Below are 21,813 nucleotides of genomic sequence, written 5' to 3' on the forward strand. Positions count from 1 at the left end.
GTGGCCGGGGGCGGACGCGCTCCCGGGCGTGCCCCGGCGACGCCCGCGACCCCGGCGGCCGGCGCGGCCGCCGTCACCCCGGGAGCGACGGAGAAGGTCGCCCGGCCGACCCGGACGCCGTCGTCCCCGGGTTCCGACCCCGGCCAGCGCTCCGCGCGGCTCCCCGCCGTGGGCCCGCCCTCGGCCGGCGTGCGGGGGATGCGCCCGCCGCCGGGGAGTGTGCCCCTCGCGGCGGCGCCCGCCGGGCCCTACCGGCCCGCGCCGCCGTCGGGCGGGCCGCCGTCGGGCGGACGACGGCCCCCGGGCGGACCGCCGGCGGGCAAGGACGACGACCGCACGTCGCTCCTGCCGGACGACTCACCGGCGGCCGCGGCCGCCGGAAGTGCCCCGCCGTCGCTCGGGAAGTCCACCGACGAGGAGGCCGCCCGGACGCGGCGACGCCGGATCCGCATCGGCGTCATCTGCGCCCTGGTCGCGCTGGTCCTGGCCGCGGCCGGGGTCGCCACCGCCGCGGCGCTCACCGGTCGCGGTGCCGCCCCGGCCGTCGCGCCGGCCGTCGCCAGCACGACGACGGCGCCCGCGACGGCCAACGCTGCGGGTGTCGCCGCGGTGGCGCACGCCCCGGAGAAGCAGTCGGGCTCCGGGTCCGGTTCGGGGTCCGGGACCGGCTCCGGGTCGCACGGCAGCACCCACCACTCGTCGAGCTCGGAGCCGACGCCCACGAGGTCCGAGACCTCGGGCTCCGGGTCGTCCCCCGGGCAGTACTGAGCACGACCGACCCCGTCCCAGACGACGACCTCACCCGAGGGCGTGCACGCTCACCGCGTAGCCCCCGCCGTCGTAGGGCTCGAGGCCGTCCCAGTCGGCGGTCCGTGCGCGCAGCGTGAGCCCGGCACCGACGCACGCGGTGTCGTAGGCGACCAGGTCGGGGAACGGCACGCCGTCGGGCAGGGTGAACGGCACGTGGTCGGCGTCGAGCCCGAAGCCTTGCACCAGCAGGCCCCCGGGGCGCAGGTGCGCGGCGAGGCGTGCCACGACGCGGGCGTGGGTCCCCGGCGTCAGCAGCGGCCAGAGGTTCCCGGCCCCGACGACGAGGTCGAACCGGCGGCCGAGGTCGAGTCGCGACAGGTCGACCAGCTGCCAGTCGAGGTCCGGGTGGGCGGCACGGGCCTCGGCGAGCATCGAGGCGTCGAGGTCGGCGCCGACGACGTGGTGGCCCAGCTCGGCGAGGTGCGCGGCGACGCGGCCGGTGCCGCAGCCGGCGTCGAGCACGTCGCCCGGGCGGCGGCCGAGCCCGGCCAGCAGGGCGTCGACGCGGCGGGCCTCGCCGTGCAGGTCGGCTCCCTCGGCGGCGAGCTCGGCGAACCGGGCGGCGTAGCCGGGACCCGCGCTCCCGCCGGTCACCGCGAGCCAGGGATTCGACGAGGGACCGGACACGCGCCGCACCCTACGACCGCAGCCGCCGGTGGACCCGCTGCTCCGGCGGGTCGACGGGGTTGTCCGGCGCGGCGCGCGCCACGGTGACGAACACGAAGCCGGCCTTCACGAGCACCCGCTGCGAGGCCACGTTGCCGGCGGCGACCGGGACGAGCAGCTGCCCGCAGCTCGGGTGGCTCGCGAAGGTGTCGTCGGCGAGCGCGCGGACGAGGGCGCTCCCCAGGCCGTGCCCGACGTCGTCGGGGTCGCCGACCAGGTAGTCGATCGTCATCGCGTCGGGCGGGACGAGGACGTAGGGCGCGTACTCGGCGACCTCGTCGGGGTAGGCGTGCCAGAACGAGCGCTGGCACAGGCCCAGCGGGCGCCCCCCGCCGTCCTCCTCGTCGAGCAGCGCGATGAGGTCCTCGCTCGGCTCCTCGCCGCGCAGCGTGGGGCCGAAGTCGCGCTCCACCGCCTCCGGGGAGGTCTCGTGGGCCCACCAGCGGGCGACGTGGGGCTCGGCGAGCCAGCGCCCGATCAGCCCGAAGTCGTGGCCGGTGACCGGGCGGAACGTGACCTGCACGGACGGGACGCTAGTGCCGATCCGCCCTGGTGGAACCGTGACGGCGGGACCCACGACCACCTCGCGACCCTGGCGTTCGGACCGACGCTGTCGCTGCCGGTGTAGGCCGGGACACGGCGCGCGTCGGTTACGACATGCGCATGCGTGCATGTATCGTCGCGCCCATGGGGCAGGGAGGCCACGCCGGCCACGGTCACGGGCACGGCGGCCACGCCGGGCACGCGCACGGCACCGACGCCGACGGCCGGCGCCTCACCGTCGCCCTCGTCATCACCGCACTGGTGCTGCTCAGCGGGGCCGTGGGGGCCTGGTTCACCGGCTCGCTCGCGCTGCTCGCCGACCTCGGCCACCAGGTCACCGACGTCGCCGCGCTGCTGATGGCCGTCGTCGCGGCCCGGCTCGCGCAGCGCCCGCCGAGCGCCCGGCGGACGTTCGGTCTCGGCCGCTCCGAGGTGCTTGCCGCCGCGGTCAACGCTCTCGCGCTGCTCGCCGTCACCGTCTGGGTCGCGATCGAGGGCGTCGAGCGACTGCTCGCCGACACCCCGCCCGGGATCCCCGGCGTCGCGCTCCTGCTCTTCGGCGCGGTCGCCCTCGTCGGGAACCTCGTCTCGCTCGCGGTGCTCGCCGGCGGCGACCGGGAGAACCTCAACGTCCGCGGCGCCGCGCTGCACGTGCTCGGGGACGCCCTCGGCTCGGTCGCGGTCATGGTGGCGGCCGGCGTCCTGCTGCTCACGGGCTGGCCCTACGCCGACGTCGTGGCCTCGCTGGTCATCGTCGCGATCCTGCTGCCGCGCACCCTGGCCCTGCTGCGGGCCACCGCGCACGTGCTGCTCGAGGGTGCCCCGCCCGGCGTCGACGTCGAGGAGGTCCGGGCCGCGCTCACCGAGGTCCCGGGCGTCGAGGAGGTCCACGACCTGCACGTCTGGGTCATCAGCGACCGCGTTCCGGCCGCCTCGGCCCACCTCGTCGTCGCCGACCACGCGACGCCGCACTGCGAGGGCCGTGCCGTCGGGGGGAGCGTCCTCGACCGCGCGGCGGACACGCTTCGCGAGCGCTTCGGGGTGGAGCACTCGACGCTGCAGATCGAGACGGCCGACCACGCCGACCACGAGGAGCACTGCGCGCCGCCGCGGGGCGTCCCCGCGTCACCGGGCTACGGGCCGCTTCCCTGACGGCAGGCGTTAACGAAGCGGTGACATCACCGCAAACGCCTTCACCGTCCGCTCACGCACGATGCTCGGTGGCTGCCCCGATCGGGGTGCCGATCCCGGGCGGGGCGTGGAGGAACACCAGCGTGTCACAGGACGTGGAACCCGCGGAGGCGTCGTCGGCGCCGGCAGGCGCGGCGAAGGCCAACGAGACCCTCGAGGACTACACGCTGCGGTTCGCACCCCGCAGCTACCGACGGTGGTCGACGGGGATGGTCGCCGTCTCCGCGCTCGGCGGGATCGCCTACCTCGCCGACTTCGCCATCGGCGCGAACATCGGCATCTCCTACGGGACCGTCAACGCCCTCTGGGGCATCCTGGTCTTCGCGGTCGTGATCTTCCTGTCCGGCTTCCCGCTGGCGTACTACGCGGCCCGGTACAACCTCGACCTCGACCTCATCACCCGCGGCAGCGGCTTCGGCTACTACGGCTCGGTGGTCACGAACGTCATCTTCGCGACGTTCACGTTCATCTTCTTCGCCCTCGAGGGCTCGATCATGGCGCAGGGCCTCCAGCTCGGGCTGGGCATCCCGCTGTGGATCGGCTACGCGGTCTCGACGATCATCATCTTCCCGCTGGTGGTCTACGGGATGAGCCTGCTCTCCAAGCTCCAGCTCTGGACGACGCCGGTCTGGCTGATCCTCATGGTGCTGCCGTTCGTCTACCTGCTGATCAGCCACCCGGAGTCGGTGACGACGTTCTTCGCCTACCAGGGCGAGAAGGGCCAGGGCTCGCCGAGCCTCGGCTCGGTGATGCTCGCGGCCGGCGTCTGCCTCTCGCTCATCGCCCAGATCGCCGAGCAGATCGACTACCTGCGGTTCATGCCGCCCCGCACGCCGGAGAACTCGCGGCGCTGGTGGAGCGCGATGGTGCTCGCCGGGCCGGGCTGGGTGATCTTCGGGGCGGCGAAGCAGGTGATCGGCCTCTTCCTGGCCGTCTACCTCATCGCGAACGTCGCCGGCGGGGCCGGGTTCGCCAACGAGCCGGTGCAGCAGTTCCTGGTCACCTACACGAACATCATGCCGACCTGGCTGGCGCTCACCCTCGCGGTGATCCTCGTCGTCATCAGCCAGATCAAGATCAACGTCACCAACGCCTACTCGGGCTCGCTGGCCTGGACGAACTCCTTCACCCGGGTCGCGAAGCACTACCCGGGCCGGCTGGTGTTCCTCGGGGTCAACCTCGCGATCGCGCTGATCCTGATGGAAGCCAACATGTTCGACTTCCTCAACACGATCCTCGGCTTCTACGCGAACTGCGGCATGGCGTGGGTCGTGGTCGTGGCGTCGGACATCACGATCAACAAGTACGTGCTGGGGATCTCGCCCAAGCAGCCCGAGTTCCGCCGCGGCATGCTGTACGCGATCAACCCGGTCGGCTTCGGGTCGATGATCATCGCGGCCGGGGTGTCGATCCTCGCGTTCTTCGGCGCCCTCGGGGACACGCTGGCGTCGTACGCGCCGCTGGTCGCGATCGTGCTCGCGTTCGTGCTCCCGCCGGTCATCGCCCTCGCCACCCGCGGCCGGTACTACCTGCGCCGCGTCGACGACGGGATCCCCGCGCCGATGCACGACGAGCACGGCAACCCCTCCGGGGAGACGCTCCACTGCGAGTCCTGCGAGCAGGACTTCGAGCGCCCTGACATGACGGCGTCGGGCACCGGCAGCGGCTACGTCTGCTCGCTGTGCCTCTCGACCGACCGCTCCGGCGCCCACGTCCTGCCGGAGCCGTCAACATCGCCGTAACACCGCGCACCTACAGTCTCGCCGCTGCGTCGTCGTGCCGAGGAGGTCACCGGGAGTGCTGCTGTCCCCGCACGAACAGGAGAAGTTGCTGCTCCACGTGGCCGCGAACCTCGCTCGGGAGCGCCAGGGGCGCGGGCTGCGGCTCAACCATCCCGAGGCGGTGGCGATCCTGAGCTCCTGGATCCTGGAGGGGGCCCGCGACGGGCGCAGCGTCGCCGACCTCATGGCCGGCGGGCAGCACGTGCTGACCCGCGACGACGTCATGGAGGGCGTGCCGGAGATGCTGCCGAGCGTCGCGGTGGAGGCCACCTTCCCGGACGGCACCAAGCTCGTCACCGTCCACGAGCCGATCCAATGAGGGGCGAGCGGAGCGACGGGGGATCGGCGTGAGCGGAGGCGGCACGGCCCACGGACCCGGCGCGTTCCTCCCCGGCGACGGCGACGTCGTCACCGGGGAGGGCGCTCCCGTCGTCACCCTGACCGTCACCAACACCGGCGACCGACCGATCCAGGTCGGCTCGCACGTTCACTTCTCCGCGACCAACCCGGCGCTGGCGTTCGACCGCGAGGCCGCCACCGGCATGCGGCTCGCGATCCACGCGGGCACGTCGGTGCGCTTCGAGCCCGGCGTCGAGAAGGACGTCACCCTCGTCGCGCTCGGCGGCTCCGGCACGGTGCCGGGCCTGCGGCTCGACGTCGAGGACCCGGCGGGCCGGCAGGGCGGGTCCCCGGGCAGCGGCTGGTCGGTCGGCCGCGAGGCCTACGCCGAGCTGTTCGGCCCCACGACGGGAGACCGGCTCCGGCTGGCGGACACCGATCTGACGATCCGGGTCGAGGAGGACCGCAGCCGCGGCCCGCGGGGCGGCGACGAGGCGGTGTTCGGCGGCGGCAAGGTGATCCGCGAGTCGATGGGCCAGTCGCGGGCCACCCGTGCCGACGGCGCCGCGGACCTCGTCATCACCGGCGCGCTCGTCCTGGACCACTGGGGCGTGGTGAAGGCCGACGTCGGGGTGCGCGACGGGCGCATCGTCGGGCTCGGCAAGGCCGGCAACCCGGACACCATGCACGGCGTCGCGCCCGAGCTGGTCATCGGGCCGTCGACGGAGATCCTCGCCGGCAACGGGCTGATCCTCACCGCGGGCGGCGTCGACTGCCACGTCCACCTCATCAGCCCGACGCAGTTCCCCGAGGCCCTCGCCTCGGGGGTCACGACGATGATCGCCGGCGGCACCGGGCCTGCGGAGGGCACGAAGGCGACCACCGTGACGCCGGGCTCGTGGTGGCTCGCGCGGATGTTCGAGGCGCTCGACTCCACCCCGATCAACTTCTCGCTGCTCGGCAAGGGCAACACCGTCGGCGAGGACGCGCTGCACGAGCAGGTCCTGGCCGGGGCGTCCGGGTTCAAGGTGCACGAGGACTGGGGCGCGACGCCGGCCGCGATCGACGCCGCGCTGCGGGTCGCCGACGAGACCGGGGTGCAGGTCGCGCTGCACACCGACACGTTGAACGAGGCGGGCTACGTCGACTCCACGCTCGCGGCGATCGCGGGTCGGTCGATCCACGCGTACCACACCGAGGGTGCCGGAGGCGGGCACGCGCCCGACATCATCACCGTCGCGGGGCAGCCGCACGTGCTGCCGTCGTCGACCAACCCGACGCGCCCGCACACCGGCAACACCGTCGACGAGCACCTCGACATGCTCATGGTCTGCCACCACCTCTCACCGTCGATCCCCGAGGACCTGGCGTTCGCGGAGTCGCGCATCCGGGCCTCGACGATCGCGGCCGAGGACCTGCTGCACGACCTCGGCGCGATCTCGATGATCGGCTCGGACTCGCAGGCGATGGGCCGGGTCGGCGAGGTCGTGCTGCGGACCTGGCAGACCGCGCACGCGGCCAAGCGGCGGGTCACCGGGCTCTCCGGGGTGCAGGCGAGCGGGGACGACAACGAGCGGGCGCGCCGCTACGTCGCCAAGTACACGATCTGCCCGGCCATCGCGCACGGTCTCGACGGCGAGGTGGGCTCGGTGGAGGTCGGCAAGCTCGCCGACCTCGTGCTGTGGGACCCGGCGTTCTTCGGCGTCCGCCCGCACGCGGTCGTGAAGGGCGGCGTCATCGCCCAGGCGCGGATGGGAGACGGCAACGCCTCGATCCCGACGCCGCAGCCCGAGCTGTCCCGGCCGATGTTCGGGTCGTACGGGTCGGCTCCGGCGGCGACCTCGGTGCATTTCGTGACCCAGGCCGCGCTCGACGGCGGGCTCGCAGACCGGGTGGACGTGAGGCGGCGGTTCGTGCCCGTCGGCTCGGCGCGCGCGGTGGCCAAGGCGGACATGCCGAACAACGACGCCATCCCGGAGATCACCGTCGACCCCGAGACGTTCACCGTCCGCGTCGACGGCTCCGTGGTCGACCCCGACCCGGTGCGCGAGCTGCCGATGGCCCAGCGCTACTTCCTGTTCTGAGTTTGTCGGTGGGGTCTGCGAGGGTGCCGGGTGTGACGAGGGAACAGGTCCGGCACTCGGTGCACGACAGCCCGCTGGGGCCGTTGACGCTGCGGGCGTTCGACGGCGTGCTGGACGGGTTGTACATGACCGAGCACCGGCACGGCCCGTCCGACGAGGCGCTGGGGGGGCTGGTGGCCGACGCGGTGCCCGCGGCACGGGAGCAGCTGGCGGCGTACTTCGCGGGGGAGCTGCGGGACTTCGACCTCGAGGTGGCGCTGCGCGGCACCGAGTTCCAGCAGCGGGTCTGGGCCGCGCTGCGGGAGATCCCCTTCGGCGAGACGTGCAGCTACACCGAACTGGCCGCCGCGATCGGCTCCCCCACGGCGGTGCGGGCGGTGGGCCTGGCGAACGGCAAGAACCCGGTCAGCATCGTCGTGCCCTGCCACCGGGTGGTCGGGGCGAACGGCTCGCTGACCGGGTACGGCGGCGGCACGGACCGCAAGCGGGCCCTGCTCGAGCTGGAGGGGGCCGCCGTCGTGCGTGGCGAGCCGGTGTTGTTCGCGCCGTGACCGCGCTCTGGCTGCTCGCCGACTCCCGCCTGCCCACGGGCGGGCACGCCCACTCCGGGGGGCTCGAGGCCGCGGTGCACCGTGGCCTGGTGCGCACCCCCGCCGACGTCGCCGCGTGGTTGGCGGGCCGGGTCCCGACGGCCGGGCTGGTCACCGCGGCGGGGGCGGCGGCGGCGTGCGCCCTGGTCGGCGCGGCGCGCCCCGGTTCTGAGCGAAGGGCACGTTCGGTCGACTCTATGGGCGAGGGGCGCCCTTCGTCGGAATCGCCGGCCCGACCGGGTTCTGAGCGAAGGGCACCTTCGGTCGACTCTATTGGCAAGGGCCGCCCCTCGCCGAAACCCGACGCGGCCCCGGACTGGGAGCGCTGGGACGCCGCGCTGTCCGCCCGCACCCCGGTCGCCGCGCTCCGGGAGGTGTCGCGGGCCCAGGGGCGGGCGATGCTGCGCACCGTGCGCGCCGCCTGGCCCCACGCGCCCGTCGAGGGGCTGGGCGCCCGCCCGCACCAGGCCCTCGTGCTCGGGGTCGCCACCGCCGCGGCCGGGGGGTCCTCGCACGCCGCCGCCGCCCTCGCCGTCCACCACCTCGTCGGCCAGGTCTGCTCGGCCGGCGTCCGGCTGCTCGGGCTCGACCCGCTCGCGCTCGCTGGGGTCCACGCCCGCGCCCTCGACGAGCACAGCGGCCTCGTCGAGCGGGCCGCCCGGGTCGGAGCGGACGCCGCCGCCGAGGACGAGCCCGATCTCCTGCCCACCGCGACGACGCCGCTGCCCGAGGTGCTCGCCGTGGTGCACGCCCGATCCGAAGGAGCCCTCTTTGCTTCATAGACTCGACGACCAGGACCTCGGCGGCGGCGCGCCCGACCACCCGCCGCACGCCGGCCGGGCCGTCCGGATCGGCATCGGCGGGCCGGTGGGGTGCGGGAAGACGGCGCTCGTCGCGGCGCTGTGTCGCGTGCTGCGCGAGGAGCTCTCGGTCGCCGTCGTCACCAACGACATCTACACCACCGAGGACGCCGACTTCCTGCGCCGCGAGGCCGTCCTCGAGCCCGAGCGCATTGTCGCCGTCCGCACCGGCTGCTGCCCGCACACCGCGATCCGCGACGACGTCACCGCCAACCTCGACGCCGTCGAGGACCTCGTCGAGCGCTTCGACCCCGACCTGGTGCTCGTCGAGTCCGGCGGCGACAACCTCACCGCCACCTTCAGCTACGGGCTCGTCGACCGGCAGATCTTCGTGATCGACACCGCGGGCGGCGACGACGTGCCCCGCAAGGGCGGCCCGGGCGTCGCGGGCGCGGACCTCCTGGTGATCAACAAGGTCGACCTCGGCCCGCTCGTCGGTGCCGACACGGAGCGCATGGCGGCCGACGCGGCGCGGGTGCGCGACGGGAAGCCGACCGCGCTGACCTCGGTCCGGACCGCGCCCATCACCGAGGTCGTCGACTGGGTGCGCGCCCAGGTGCCGGTGCCCGCGTGACGTCGGTGGTCGAGGCCGTGCCCGGAACGTCCGCGGTCGAGGCCGCGGCCCGGATGCGGCTGGTCGACGGCCGGCTGACGTGGGCCTCCGCGCCGCCGGTCGTGCTCCGGCGGACCGGACCACGACGCGTGCACGTGGTCGCCGTCGGCGGCGGACCCCTCGGCGGCGACCGGCTGCGGCTGCACGTCGAGCTCGGCCCGGGGGAGCGGCTGGCGATCCGCAGCGCCGCCGCGACCGTGGTGCAACCCGGCCGGGACCCCGACGCCGCGGCGTCCTTCGAGGTCGAGGCCGAGCTGGCCGCCGGGTCGGCGCTCGATTGGCACCCGGAACCGACCGTCGTCTGCGACGGCGCGGTGTGGGAGCCCTCGATCCGGCTCGACCTGGCGGAGGGCACGCGGGCACGCGTGGTCGAGCAGCTGGTCCTGGGCCGCAATGGGCAGGCCGGGGGGCGGTGCGCCTCCACGGTGCGCGCGTCGATCGGTGACGCGCCGGTGCTGGCGGCGACCACGGTGCTCGACGGGGCCGACGCCGCCCTGACCGGCATCGGCGGGACGGGTGGCGCCCGCTCGGTCGGGTCGCTGCTCGTCCTCGGCGATCCCGGCCCGGACGGCGAGGAGTGCGGGGACGACGACGAGGTCGTCTGGGCCCGCACGCCCCTCGCCGGGCCCGGGAGCCTGCTGACGGCCGTCGGCGCGACGCGGGCGGTCGCCGGGGTCCTGGCCCGCGAGGCCGCTGCTCAGTCGCCCTGGTGGTGACCGTCCGACGGAGCCTCCGGGGGCGGTGACCCTGGACCGCTGAAGCCGCCCTCCTGGCTGCTGGTGACCGGCTCGAACCAGCCCGCCGCCTGCGCTGCGGTGGACCTGACGGGGCCGGGCTCCTCGTCGTCGGCGTCCTCGTCCGCCTCGTCGGGCCGGGGCGCGATGGTCGGCGTGCCGTCGACCGCCTCCTCCGGGACTGCAGGCGACGCCGGCCGGAAGAGGCTACCCGCTCCGCCGTGCGCGGCCGAGGCCGGCCGGGCGGCGGTCCCGGCAGGGCTCGCGGCGGCCGCGGTGCCGGCGGCGGGGTCGTGATCGCCCTCGCCCGCCGCGTCCTGTCCGGTCGCTGCGGGGTCCTCGGTCTCGGGCCGGTGCGCGGGTTCGGGGGACTGCCCGCTGCCCGTGGGCCGGTCGGCCGCGGTGTCCTCCCCGGCCGCGGTGTCCTCCCCGGCCGCGGTGTCCTCCTCGGCTGCGGTGTCCTCCCCGGCCGGGGTGTTCGTGCCCGCCCGCGCGCCGGTGGGCACCCCGCCGACCGCGCCCTCGTCGACGCTGACGGCGCTCGGGTCGGGCGGTGGGTCCGACGCGGCCGTGGGCGTTCCCCCGACGGCGGCCTCGTCCACGTCGGCGGTTCCCGGGTCGGGCGCCGGCGCCGCGGGGGACGTGGACCGGGGCGTCGCCCCCGGCCCGGCACGGCCCTCGGCGGGCCGTGGTCCGTGGGTCCGGAAGGTCTCCGTGGCCGCGTCGTCGTCGGGTCCCGCGGGGGCGGCGGCTGCCACCCTGGCTCCGGGGCCCGCCGCGGCACCGGCTCCCGCCGGACCGCCGGGCCGAGCGGGACCCGTCGGGACACCACCGACGGCGGCGTCGGGCACCGGCCCCGCGGCGTCGCCCTTCTCGGCGCGGACCTCGGTGGGCATCCCACCCACGGCGCCCTCGTCGACCCCCGCCGGACCCTCGTCGGGCGCGTCGGCCTCCGGCGTCGCCCCGGGCTTCACGTGTCCGACGACCGGGACCGCCTCGGTCGGCAGTTCCTCGGCCCGGGTGGGCGGGGTCGAGTCGTCGTCGGGGGCGTCTCCGTCGTGCCCGGCCGCGGCGGCCGCCGCTCCGGCGGCACCCGCCGCCCCGGCGGCGCCGACCGCGGCACCTCCGGCCGGCGCCGCGGAGCGCGGCGAGAGGCGGACGCCCTCCTGCGCGACGACCACCTGACCGTGCTCGTCGAGCAGGGCGTGCCGCCCGGTCGGCGCGTCGTCGGCCGGGGGCTGACCGAACGGCGGCCGCTGCGGACCCGGCGGCACCGGCGCACCCGGGAGGCCGGCGGCCGGCGTGGGCGCGGACATCGCCGTGGGGGCGGACGCGGGCAGACGACGGAACAGCGCGATCAGCAGCAGCACCCACCCGAGCACCGTGAGCAGCGCCGTCACGACCCCGATGAGGCTCGACGCGGTGAGCACGCTCGACGCGCTCGACCCGGAGCCGATCAGCGCCGGGAGCACCACGACGGTGGAGGCGGACAGCAGCGCGGCCACCAGCTGCAGGGCGAGGCCGGCGATCGCGGGCGTGGACACCGCGGGCAGCACCCGGCGACGCTGCACGGCCAGCACGAGGCCGACGACGATCGCCACGCCGGCCGGCAGGAAGGCGAAGGCGAAGCGCAGACCTGAGTCGAGCATGCGCCGAACCTAACGAATCACCCCGACAGCACCGACCGCACGCCGACGAACGCCACGCCGACGACCGCATCCCGGCCGCTCGAAGGGGTCCGAACGGGTGAGCGCGGTGACTGCCCGTCGTGTCCGGGACGATGAGCACATGGCCGCGGACCTCACCGGGGAGATGGACGACGTCGCCGCCCTCGACGGGTTCTTCGCCCTCGCCACCGGTCCGGCGCAGGGCGTCGACCCCTCGTGGCGGGCCTTCCACACGTTCACCGGCGACGTGCTCGACCGGCGCGTCGACCAGGTCGCCGAGCAACTCGGCGGAGCGCCCCGGCGGATCGCCGCGTCGTTGCTGTCGCTGTCGGTCTCGGCGCGCGTCACCGCCCTCGTCCTCGGCACCGCCACGCTGCACGGCGTCGTCCCCCGCCTGCACGACCGGCTGCAGTGGCGGCCGTGGTCCGGCGGGCCCGCCCCGCTGTGGATCGAGCGTCCCGAGGCGGTCGAGCACGGCCCGGGACCCGACGACCTCGCCGCGGCCGCCGCCGGCGAGATCGACGCCACGCTGCGCCCGGTGCTCGACGCCACAGGCGCGCAGGCGTCGGTCTCGGAACAGGTGACCTGGGGCAACGTCGCCTCGTCGCTCGGCGGGGCGCTGCGGATGCTCCTGACGCAACGACCGGACACGGCGTCGCGGGCCGTCGCCCTCGCCGTCGCGATCGCCGGTCAGCCGCCGCTGCAGGGCCTCGGGCGCTTCGTCGAGGACACCTCGCACCCCACCGGGATCGGGTTCGCCCGGCGCACCTGCTGCCTGTTCTACCGGGTCCCCGGCGGTGGCACCTGCGGCGACTGCGTGCTCAACGGCTGACGCGCCTCACGACAACGGCGGCCAGGACAGCAGCAGGTTCCCCGAGAAGATCAGCGCGAGCACGCCGATCAGGACGTAGATCGCCACGATGATGCCGGCCGGCACCCCGGTGAGCCGTTCGAGCTGGTCGGGGTCGGAGTCCGCGGCCCGCCGTCGGGAGCGCTTCTGCTGCACCTCGAGCACCGTCTTCAGCCCGCCGACGATGAGGAACCAGGTGACGAAGCAGGCGAACCCGTACTGCACCGTCGCGCTGCCGAAGGCGATGACGACCACGACGACCGCTCCGGTCACCACCACGGACGCGACGCCGTAGAGGTTGCGGATGAGCGCGAGCGTCCCGAGCAGCACCATGATCGCGAGCCCGAGCATCGTCGGGACCGCGCCCCCGGCGACCAGCGCCGCCGCCCCGAGGCCCAGCAGCGGCGGCGTGGCGTAGCCGGCGAACGCCGTCGCGGCCATCCCCGGCCCGTCGCGGCGCCCCTTCGACACCGTCACCCCGGACGTGTCGGAGTGCAGCAGGATCCGGGTCAGCGTCCGGCCCGAGGCGATCGCGACCAGCGCGTGCCCGCCCTCGTGCGCGATCGTCACGACGCTGCGCGCGACCCGCCACGTCGCCCCGCCCGCGACGACGGCCAGGGCCACGAGCCCGCCGACGACGACGAGCGCGACCTGCGTCTGCGCGGCAGTCAGCTCGCCGATCGGCTGCAGCGGGCTCGGCGCGGTCGAGGTGGTCATGGCGATGCGCCGAACCGTAGCGCGCGGGGGTGGGGCGGCCGTCATGCTGGGCGGCGTGACCAGCGACGCGCCCCGCGGGGCCACGGACGACGCGGTGGGCCTGCGGATGGGGACGCCGGCCGGTCGCTGGGTCCTCGCGACGACGGTGCTCGGCTCCGGTCTCGCGATGCTCGACTCGACGGTGGTCAACGTCGCGCTCGAACGGATCGGGTCGGACTTCGGGTCGGCGTTCGCCGGGCTGCAGTGGACGGTGAACGCCTACACGCTCACCCTCGCCGGATTCATCCTGCTCGGCGGCTCGCTGGGGGACCGGTTCGGCCGGCGCCGGATCTTTCTGATCGGCGTGGTGTGGTTCGCGCTCGCCTCGGCCCTGTGCGGGTTCGCGCCCTCGATCGAGGTGCTGATCGGGGCCCGGGCGCTGCAGGGCGTCGGTGGGGCGCTGCTCACCCCGGGCTCGCTGGCGCTGATCTCGGCGTCGTTCCACGGGAGCGACCGCGCGGCCGCGATCGGGGCGTGGTCCGGGCTCGCGGGGGTGGCCGGGGCGGTGGGCCCGTTCGTCGGCGGCTGGCTGGTCGAGTGGACCTGGCGCGCGGTGTTCCTCATCAACCTGCCGGTGGCCGCCGTCGTGGTCGCCGCGGCGCTGCGCCACGTGCCGGAGTCCCGGGACCCGCAGGCCGTCCCACGCCTGGACGTGCCCGGCACCGTCCTGGCGCTGCTCGGTCTCGGCGCGCTGACCTGGTCGCTCACCGAGGCGGGGACGGCGGGGGCCTCGCCCGCCGTCGTCGTCACCGGCCTGGCCGGTGTGGTCGCGCTGGTGACGTTCGCGCTCGTCGAGCGCCGGTCCCGCTCCCCGCTGGTGCCGACCGACCTGTTCGCCAACTCCCGGTTCAGCGCGCTGAACGTTGTGACGCTGCTGGTCTACGCCGCGCTCGGGGTCCTCTTCGTGCTGCTCGTGCTGCAGCTGCAGGTCGTGGCCGGGTTCTCGCCGCTCGAGGCTGGGGTGTCGACGCTGCCGATCACCGTGATCATGTTGCTGCTCTCGGCGCGGGCCGGGCGCCTGTCGTCGCGGATCGGGCCACGCATCCCGATGACCGTCGGCCTCGTCACGGCCGCGGGCGGGATGCTGCTGCTCCTGCGGGTGGGGGTCGGGGCGTCCTACCTGCTCGACGTGCTGCCCGCCGTCGTGCTGTTCGGCCTCGGGCTCTCCGCGACGGTCGCCCCCCTGACAGCGGCCGTGCTGGACGCGGCCGACGACCGCCACGCCGGGGTCGCGTCCGGGGTCAACAACGCGGTGGCCCGGGCGGCGGGTCTGCTCGCGGTGGCGGTGATCCCGGCGGCGGCGGGGATCGCGGGCGCCGACTACACCGACCCGGTGGCCTTCTCGGCCGGCTACCACCGCGCCGTGGTCATCGCCGCGTGCCTGCTGCTCGGCGGGGCGGTGCTCTCCGGGCTGCTGCTGCGCCCGTTGCGGCCACGGCCCGCCGGGGAGGTCCCGTTGGCCGAGTGTGCCCACTGCGGGGTCAGCAGCCCGCAGCAGTACCCGCGGTCGTGAGTCCCGGGAGACGGAGCGGAGCGGAGCTCGACCCATGAGTCCCGAGACGGACCTCGGGGCGCTGTTGGCCGGGATGTCGCCGCGGCTGCGGCCGGGGCGGTACGTGTTCGCGACGGTTCCCGACGCGCGGTCGGTGCCGGGGGCGGTGGTGACGGTCGCCGAGGACGAGGGGACGACGGTGGTGGTGCCGGCGTCGGCGGCCGACGGCCTGGACGCCGAGTACCCGTGCGCGTGGATCACGCTCGAGGTGCGGTCCTCGCTGGCGGCGGTCGGGTTCCTGGCGGCGGTGACCCGTGCGCTGGCCGACGTCGGGATCAGCGCGAACCCGGTGAGCGGGTTCCATCACGACCACCTCTTCGTGCCCTGGGAGCGGCGCGACGAGGCCCTGGCTGTGCTGGAGCGCTCGGCCGCCGCCACACAGGGCTGACCCACGTGTCATCGCTTGCCCGACAGGGCAAGCTCACCTGCGTGAGCGACCCCGGAACGCCCGACATCCCGCCGACCGTCTTCGTGCTGTTCGGCGCCAGCGGAGACCTCGCGGCCCGGCTGGTCCTCCCCGCCTTCTACCGGCTGGCGCAGGAGGGACTGCTGCCCGAGCGGTGGCTGCTGATCGGCAACGGGCGCCGGCGGCTCTCCGACGACGAGTTCCGCGACCACGTGCACGGCGTGCTCGGGGAGTTCGGCCCGAAGCCCGAGGACGGCCCGTGGGACGAGTTCGCCGCCCGGCTGCGCTTCGCCGGGGACGGGTTCTCGGTCGACGACGCGGGGCAGCTCGTGGACCGGGTCGCGGAGGGCGAGGACGAGCTCGGCGACGGGGACCGCGCCGCCGTGAAGCGGGTGCACTACCTCGGGGTGCCGCCCACCGCGTTCGAGCCGATCACCAACGCCCTCGGCGCCCACGGCCTGGCCGAGCGCTCCCGGGTGGTCTACGAGAAGCCGTTCGGTACCTCGCTGGAGGCCTTCCGCACCCTCGACGAGGCCGTGCACCGGGTCTTCGACGAGTCGGCGATCTACCGGATCGACCACTTCCTCGGCAAGGAGGCCACACAGCAGTTGCGGGCGCTGCGCTTCGCGAACGGGCTGTTCTGGTCATCCTGGGACCGCCACCACGTCGCCGCGGTGCAGATCGACGTGCCGGAGGTCCTCGACGTAGCCGACCGCGCCGAGTTCTACGACGCCACCGGCGCCGTGCTCGACATGCTCGTCACCCACCTGTTCCAGGTGGCCGCGGAGATCGCGATGGAGCCGCCGAAGAGCCTGTCGGCCGACGAGATCGCGCAGGCCCGCGCCGATGCGGTGAAGGCGTTCCGGCCGCTGACCGGCGACGACGTCGTCCGCGGCCAGTTCGACGGCTACCGCGACCTCGACCAGGTCGCCGACGACTCGGACACCGAGACGTTCGTCGCCGCCCGGATGTGGGTGGACACCGAGCGGTGGCGGGACGTCCCGTTCCTCATGCGCACCGGCAAGCGGATGGCCGAGAGCCACCAGAAGGTCAGCCTCGTCATGCGCGACCCGGAGGGCGGCCCGTACCGCGCCTCGACGGAGTCCGAGGGCGACGCCGCGATCCCGGTACGCGGCAACGTGCTGCGCTTCGACCTCGCCGGCGACGGGGCGCTGGCGATCTCGATGAACATCGAGATCCCCGGCGCCCGGTCGGCGCTGGAGACGCAGTGCACCGAGATCTCGCTGCACGACGCCGGCGGGGACCCGCTCCCGCCCTACGTGCGGCTCATCCACGACATCCTGCTCGGCGACCGGACGCTGTTCACCCGGCCCGACGGGCTCGAGGAGGTCTGGCACGCCGCCGGTGCCGCCCTTGACCGGTCCACGCCGCTGTACTCCTACCCGCCGGGCTCCTGGGGGCCGACCGAGGCGCTGCACCTGGCCGACCCGGTCGGGTGGGAGCTGGGGGATCAGGTCGACTGATCACGCCTGCTCAGCGCACGAAGGCGACCAGGACGCCGCCCACGACCGACGCCGCCGCGAGCACCACGGCGACCACCCGGGCGCGCGGGGCCACCGGGTCGCGCAGCACCGGGTCGCCCGTGGAGAACACCGGCGCGATCCAGCGCAGGTAGTAGAAGAGGCTCGCGATCGAGTTGAGGATCGCGACGACGGCGAGCCAGGTCATGCCGCCGTCCACGGCCGCGGTGAAGCCCGCGAGCTTGCCCGCGAACACCACGGTCGGCGGGGTGCCGACCAGTCCGAGCAGCCCGACGGCGAGCGCCACCGCGAGCAGCGGGTGGCGCCGGGCGAGGCCGCGCTGGTCGGCGATCTCGAGGGCGTGCGGGCGGGCGGCCAGGACCGCGAACACCGCGAGGTTGGTCGTCGCGTACGCCGCCAGGTAGCCCAGGAGCGCGGGCAGCGCCAGCGGGCTGCGGGCGGCCGCGGCCACCGGGACGAGCAGGTAGCCGACCTGGCTCACCGTCGAGTACGCGAGCAGCCGACGCAATGACGTCTGCGCGAACGCGGCGAGGTTCCCCAGCGTCATCGAGCCGACCCCGAGCACCGCCACGAGCAGCGGCCAGGGCACCGTCGCCGTCGGGACCGCGACGAGCAGCCGCCAGACCGCGACGAGCCCGCCGAGCTTGGCGGTGGTGGTGAGCACGGCCCCGGTGACGGGGTGGGTGCCGTCGACGGCGTCGGGGACCCAGAAGTGCGCCGGGACGCCGCCGAGCGTCATGAGCAGCCCGACGAGGACGAGGAGCAGCGCGACCGCGCCGGCGACCGGCGGGACCACCCGGCCCAGCGCCGCGTAGGCCCTCGCGCCCGTCAGGCCCAGCAGCACCGTCACCCCGGTCAGCAGGACCAGCCCGAACAGCGCCGAGGACAGGAAGTACTTGAGCGCGGCCTCGGCGGCGCGGCCGTCCCGGGCCAGTCCGGCCAGCGCGGCGAGGGGCAGCCCGGCGAGGAGGACGGCGGCCGCGAGCAGCAGCAGGTCCGAGGCGCCGCCGAGCACCATCGCGCCGACCCCGGAGAGCTGGACGAGGACGGCGAACGCGGTCCGGGACCGGCCGGCCCGCTGCGTGAGCGGCGCCGTCCTCGCGTTGGACGCCAGGATCGTGCCGTTGCTGGCACCGCCGGCCCCGGGATCCCCCGCGAGCACGAGCGTCACTGCCACCGCCCCGGCCACGAGGACCCGGACCGTCGTCGTCGCCACGTCCACGGTGTAGGTCCCGCCGAACGCGCTCGCGCCCACGGGCCCGACGAGTGCCACCACGATCGTCGCGACCGCCGCCGCGATCCCGACCCACCGCACCGGGGCCTCCCGCCCCGGCGGCAGGAACGACCCGACGAGCAGACCCAGCACCGCCCCGAGGGCGAGCACCACCTCGGGCAGCAGCGTGACGACGTCGGCGGTCACCGGCTCACCAGCGCCACCACCTGCGCGGCGGCCGGCGCGATCGTCGTCGTCAGCAGCGCGGGCGCCACCCCGACGGCCAGCGAGCACGCGAGCAGCAGCCCGACCGCCGTCGTCTCGGCCACCCGCAGGTCCGGCGACCCCGGCGCCCGGAACCGGGCCAGGCCCGCCCGCGGCACCGGGGGCCGCTCCGCCCGGGCCGGGAGGTGCCGGTCGCCGAGGAGCATCGCCTGCAGCGCCCGCAGGAACAGGGCAGCAGTGAGCGCCAGCCCGAGCGCGGCGAGGACGGTCCACACCGGCACGGCGGGCAGCGACCCGGCGAGCAGCGAGAACTCCCCGACGAACCCGGAGAGCCCCGGCAGGCCGAGCGAGGCGAACGCGGCGAGCGCGAACGTCCAGGAGAAGCGCGGCATCGGCCCGGCGAGCCCGGACCACGCGGCGATCTCCGAGGTGCCCCCGCGCCGGCGCAGCACCCCGGTGAGCAGGAACAGCGCCGCGGTGATCAACCCGTGGCTCACCATCTGCACCGTCGCACCCGTCACCGCGAGGATCCGCGCCTCCGGACCGGCAGCGACGAACCCCGCCGCCCCGACGGCGAGCACGACGTAGCCGAGGTGCGTGATCGAGGTGTAGGCGACCATCCGCTTGAGGTCGCGCTGCGCGAGGGCGACCAGCGCGCCCCAGAGCACCGACACCACCCCGAGCACCACGAACACCAGCGCCGCCGAGCGCCACGGCCCGGGCAGCAACGGCATCGCGATGCGGACGAACCCGTAGGTGCCCATCTTCAGCAGCACCGCGGCGAGCACCGCCGACCCGGCGGCGGGGGCGTCGGTGTGCGCCGGCGGCAGCCAGGTGTGCACGGGCCAGACCGGGGTCTTGATCGCGAGCCCGATCCCGATCGCGGCCAGGGCGAGCGCCCCGGTCACCCCCTGCCCGGCGAGCGGGTTCCGCGCGGCCAGGGTCGGGATGTCGAAGGTGATGCCGCCGTGGTCGCGCGCGCCGACGGCGAGCACGAGGAACCCCAGGAGCATGACCAGCGAGCCGAGGAACGTGTAGAGGAAGAACTGCAACGCCGACCGCGTCCGGGCCCCCGACCCCCACCCCGCGATCACGAAGTACATCAGCACGATCGACAGGTCGAAGAACACGAAGAACAGCACGAGGTCCAGGGCGAGGAACACCCCGATGCCGACGGCCTCGAGGGCCAGGAAGAGCAGCACGAACGCGCGGGTGCGGGCCGGGTCCTCGACGTCGGGGCGGCGCAGCGAGCCGAGTGCCACGGCGAGGAACACCACCGCCGTCATCGCGACGAGCGGTGCGGAGAACCCGTCCGCCCCCAGGTGGTAGCCCACCCCGAACGCCGGGATCCACGGCGCCGCGACCTCGGAGGCGAACCCTCCGGCCCGGGGGACCGCCGTCCACACGAACCCGGCCCCGACGACCTCGGCGACCGTGAGCACCAGCCACGCGCCGAGCACGACCTCCCGGCGCGCGGCCGGCACCGCGGCGAGGACCGCCGCGACGACCAGCGGGGCGAGCCACAGCGCCGTCAGCATCAGCGCACCCCCGCGATCACGACCACCGCGACCAGCACACCCAGCGTCCCGATCGCCACCACACTCTGCGCGTAGTACTGGTGCTGCTGCCCCGTCTGCGGGCGTCGGGCCAGGCCACCGAGACGCCGTACCCCGACGCCGAGCCCGGTCACCGCATCCGCCACCGGTCGCTCGCCGCGCTCCTCGACCGCCCGGGCCAGCCGCGGCACCGTCGCCGCGGCCCGCGGCAGCGCGGCACCGAGGGCCCCGTCGGCGCGGTCGAGGACCCGCGCGAGGGCGAGGACCGGGCGCACGACGACGGCGCGGGTCGCCGCCTCCATCCCGAACCATCCCCGCGCGGTCGCGGCGAGGCGGGGGAGCACGGCGGAGCGCAGCCGGATCGGGCGGGTGTGCAGCGCCCAGGTCGCCGCCGCCGCGAACACCACGACGACGCCGGTGGTCACCAGCTCGCCGGCGTCCGCCCGCGGAACGAGCCCGACCCGGACGCCGACCCCGCCCACGGCGGCGGCGGGCACCGCGAGCACGACCAGCGCCGCGGTCACGGCCACCGGGACCCGCCGTCGCGGCCGGTCGGCGCTGCGGCGGATCGAGGGCGAGCGGGTCGGGCGCCACACGAACCACGCCGCGCGGGTGGCGGCCACCGCCGACAGCGCCGTCGCCAGCAGTCCCGCGACCGTCAGCAGGCCCGCTCCTCGGAGATCCGGGCTCCCCAGCGGCACCCCCGCCAGCACCGCATCCTTGGTCCACCAGATCGAGAGCGGCGGGAGCCCGGCCAGGGCGGCGGCGCCCACGGTGAAGGTCACCCCGACCACCGGGTGCCGCCGCGCCGCGCCGCGCAGTACCGGCAGCGACCGGCTCCGCAGGACCGCGAGCCACCCGCCCGCGGCGAGGAAGAGCAGCGCCTTGACCGCCGCGTGCGCGACGAGCAGCCCGGCCGCACCCGCCGTCGCCCCCACCCCGGCGCCCAGGACCATGAGCCCGACCTGCGCGCACGTCGACGCCGCCAGCAGCTGCTTGAGGTCCCGCTGGGTCGCGGCGACGGCGCCGAGGACCACCGCGGTGAGCGCCCCGACCCAGGCCACCAGCGTCGCCGCCCACCCGGTGGCCGGCAGCAACGGGCTCACCCGGACCAGCAGCACGGCGCCCGCCGCGACCATCGTCGCCGAGTGCAGCAGCGCCGACACGGGGCTGGGCCCGACCATCGCCCCGGAGAGCCACGGCGAGAACGGGAGCTGGGCCGACTTGCCCAGCGCCGCCACCACGAGGCCCGCCGCGATCAGCGAACGCCAGCCCTCCGGGGCGGCGGCGGTGTCGGCGAGCGCCAGGCCCGGCACGCCCGCGGCCAGCGCGGCCCCGGTGGCGACGTAGAGCCCGACGTCGGCGGTCCGCGTCGTCAGGAAGGCGCGGGTCGCGGCGGGCCCGACCGCGGGGTCACGCCGGTCGAAGGCGATGAGCACCCAGCTCGCCGCGCCCATCACCTCCCACGGCGCGAGCAGCGCGGGCAGCGTCGCGGCGGTGACGGTCGCCAGCATCGCCGCGAGGAAGATCAGCACCGAGCCGACGAAGCGGCCCTCCCGCAGCCGCGGCTCCCCGGCCGCCGCGAGCAGTACCAGGGCGCCGATCACCGCGACGGTGACGAGCAGGACCGCGCCCAGGCCGTCGACGGTGTAGCGGAACGCGATCCCGCCCAGCAGCGGGACGTGCACCGTCGGGGCGACGGGCGCGCGGACCACGACCGCGGCCAGTTCCACGGCGAGCACCGCGATGACCACGGTCGTGACCGACCCGGCGGCCACCACCAGGGCCCCCTGGGCGCGCGGGAAGGCGGTGACGAGCAGGAGCCCGACGAGCACGGGCAGGGTGAGCAGGAGCGCGAGGAGCAGCGTCATGCGG

The 21,813-nt window shown here is 75.5% G+C and carries 19 protein-coding genes and 1 pseudogene; 13 read left to right on the top strand and 7 right to left on the bottom strand.

Annotated elements, in window-relative coordinates; genetic code table 11:
* Window positions 1–768: pseudogene (locus VGH76_RS19755) on the top strand (hypothetical protein); the annotation flags it as partial.
* A 30-nt stretch (window positions 769–798) separates the two neighbouring features.
* Here the strand turns inward: VGH76_RS19755 and VGH76_RS19760 are convergent.
* Both VGH76_RS19760 and VGH76_RS19765 read right to left on the bottom strand, forming a co-directional pair.
* Window positions 799–1,437 carry a class I SAM-dependent methyltransferase gene (locus VGH76_RS19760; RefSeq protein ID WP_331558429.1) on the bottom strand — a complete coding sequence of 213 codons (639 nt, stop codon included), beginning with the start codon at window positions 1,435–1,437 and terminating at the stop codon, window positions 799–801.
* A gap of 10 nt (window positions 1,438–1,447) precedes the next feature.
* A complete protein-coding gene (locus tag VGH76_RS19765; RefSeq protein WP_331558430.1) occupies window positions 1,448–1,999 on the bottom strand; it encodes a GNAT family N-acetyltransferase in 552 nt (183 codons plus the stop codon).
* A 164-nt stretch (window positions 2,000–2,163) separates the two neighbouring features.
* Here VGH76_RS19765 and VGH76_RS19770 point away from each other — a divergent pair, with 164 nt between their 5' ends.
* The 8 genes from VGH76_RS19770 (at window position 2,164) to VGH76_RS19805 (ending at window position 10,193) form a co-directional block, all read left to right on the top strand.
* Window positions 2,164–3,171, top strand: a complete 1,008-nt coding sequence (locus VGH76_RS19770) for a cation diffusion facilitator family transporter (protein ID WP_331558431.1) — start codon at window positions 2,164–2,166, stop codon at window positions 3,169–3,171.
* Window positions 3,172–3,293: 122 nt separating this feature from the next.
* A complete protein-coding gene (locus VGH76_RS19775) occupies window positions 3,294–4,952 on the top strand; it encodes a hypothetical protein (protein WP_331558432.1) in 1,659 nt (552 codons plus the stop codon).
* A 55-nt stretch (window positions 4,953–5,007) separates the two neighbouring features.
* Window positions 5,008–5,310: an urease subunit gamma gene (locus VGH76_RS19780; protein ID WP_331558433.1), complete on the top strand. Its 303-nt coding sequence runs from the start codon at window positions 5,008–5,010 to the stop codon at window positions 5,308–5,310.
* Window positions 5,311–5,338: 28 nt separating this feature from the next.
* Window positions 5,339–7,414, top strand: a complete 2,076-nt coding sequence (locus tag VGH76_RS19785; RefSeq protein WP_331558434.1) for an urease subunit alpha — start codon at window positions 5,339–5,341, stop codon at window positions 7,412–7,414.
* A gap of 32 nt (window positions 7,415–7,446) precedes the next feature.
* The gene (locus VGH76_RS19790; protein ID WP_331558435.1) at window positions 7,447–7,965 is read left to right on the top strand and encodes a methylated-DNA--[protein]-cysteine S-methyltransferase; all 519 of its coding nucleotides are present in this window, start codon (window positions 7,447–7,449) and stop codon (window positions 7,963–7,965) included.
* Entirely contained in the window at window positions 7,962–8,786 is an 825-nt protein-coding gene (locus VGH76_RS19795) for an urease accessory protein UreF (RefSeq protein WP_331558436.1), read from the top strand. Before VGH76_RS19790 ends, VGH76_RS19795 begins: the two co-directional genes overlap by 4 nt.
* Window positions 8,776–9,438 carry an urease accessory protein UreG gene (ureG, locus tag VGH76_RS19800; protein ID WP_331558437.1) on the top strand — a complete coding sequence of 221 codons (663 nt, stop codon included), beginning with the start codon at window positions 8,776–8,778 and terminating at the stop codon, window positions 9,436–9,438. The genes VGH76_RS19795 and ureG overlap by 11 nt, the downstream gene beginning before the upstream one ends.
* Window positions 9,435–10,193: an urease accessory protein UreD gene (locus VGH76_RS19805; RefSeq protein ID WP_331558438.1), complete on the top strand. Its 759-nt coding sequence runs from the start codon at window positions 9,435–9,437 to the stop codon at window positions 10,191–10,193. Before ureG ends, VGH76_RS19805 begins: the two co-directional genes overlap by 4 nt.
* Here the strand turns inward: VGH76_RS19805 and VGH76_RS19810 are convergent.
* On the bottom strand, window positions 10,175–11,860 hold the full coding sequence (locus VGH76_RS19810) for a hypothetical protein (protein WP_331558439.1): 1,686 nt from the start codon (window positions 11,858–11,860) through the stop codon (window positions 10,175–10,177). The genes VGH76_RS19805 and VGH76_RS19810 overlap by 19 nt on opposite strands.
* A 139-nt stretch (window positions 11,861–11,999) precedes the next feature.
* Here VGH76_RS19810 and VGH76_RS19815 point away from each other — a divergent pair, with 139 nt between their 5' ends.
* Window positions 12,000–12,710: a (2Fe-2S)-binding protein gene (locus VGH76_RS19815; RefSeq protein ID WP_331558440.1), complete on the top strand. Its 711-nt coding sequence runs from the start codon at window positions 12,000–12,002 to the stop codon at window positions 12,708–12,710.
* Window positions 12,711–12,716: 6 nt separating this feature from the next.
* On the opposite strand, the gene VGH76_RS19820 is transcribed toward VGH76_RS19815, so the two are convergent.
* The gene (locus VGH76_RS19820) at window positions 12,717–13,445 is read right to left on the bottom strand and encodes a M50 family metallopeptidase (protein ID WP_331558441.1); all 729 of its coding nucleotides are present in this window, start codon (window positions 13,443–13,445) and stop codon (window positions 12,717–12,719) included.
* A 43-nt stretch (window positions 13,446–13,488) separates the two neighbouring features.
* On the opposite strand from VGH76_RS19820, the gene VGH76_RS19825 reads away from it, so the two are divergent.
* Genes VGH76_RS19825 through VGH76_RS19835 form a run of 3 tightly spaced genes read left to right on the top strand, consistent with a single transcriptional unit; the run spans window position 13,489 to window position 16,926 of the window.
* A complete protein-coding gene (locus tag VGH76_RS19825; RefSeq protein ID WP_414637766.1) occupies window positions 13,489–14,997 on the top strand; it encodes an MFS transporter in 1,509 nt (502 codons plus the stop codon).
* Window positions 14,998–15,031: 34 nt separating this feature from the next.
* Window positions 15,032–15,424, top strand: coding sequence for an ACT domain-containing protein (locus VGH76_RS19830; protein ID WP_331558442.1), 393 nt, complete (start codon window positions 15,032–15,034; stop codon window positions 15,422–15,424).
* Window positions 15,425–15,465: 41 nt separating this feature from the next.
* On the top strand, window positions 15,466–16,926 hold the full coding sequence (locus tag VGH76_RS19835; RefSeq protein WP_331558443.1) for a glucose-6-phosphate dehydrogenase: 1,461 nt from the start codon (window positions 15,466–15,468) through the stop codon (window positions 16,924–16,926).
* Between the two features lie 10 nt (window positions 16,927–16,936).
* On the opposite strand, the gene VGH76_RS19840 is transcribed toward VGH76_RS19835, so the two are convergent.
* Genes VGH76_RS19840 through VGH76_RS19850 form a run of 3 tightly spaced genes read right to left on the bottom strand, consistent with a single transcriptional unit; the run spans window position 16,937 to window position 21,809 of the window.
* Window positions 16,937–18,364, bottom strand: coding sequence for an NADH-quinone oxidoreductase subunit N (locus VGH76_RS19840; RefSeq protein WP_331558444.1), 1,428 nt, complete (start codon window positions 18,362–18,364; stop codon window positions 16,937–16,939).
* Window positions 18,361–19,920, bottom strand: coding sequence for an NADH-quinone oxidoreductase subunit M (locus tag VGH76_RS19845; protein WP_331558445.1), 1,560 nt, complete (start codon window positions 19,918–19,920; stop codon window positions 18,361–18,363). Before VGH76_RS19845 ends, VGH76_RS19840 begins: the two co-directional genes overlap by 4 nt.
* Window positions 19,920–21,809 carry a proton-conducting transporter membrane subunit gene (locus VGH76_RS19850; RefSeq protein ID WP_331558446.1) on the bottom strand — a complete coding sequence of 630 codons (1,890 nt, stop codon included), beginning with the start codon at window positions 21,807–21,809 and terminating at the stop codon, window positions 19,920–19,922. Before VGH76_RS19850 ends, VGH76_RS19845 begins: the two co-directional genes overlap by 1 nt.
* Window positions 21,810–21,813: the final 4 nt, after the last annotated feature.

The organism is Actinomycetospora sp., from assembly GCF_036497585.1.
Classification (GTDB): domain Bacteria; phylum Actinomycetota; class Actinomycetes; order Mycobacteriales; family Pseudonocardiaceae; genus Actinomycetospora.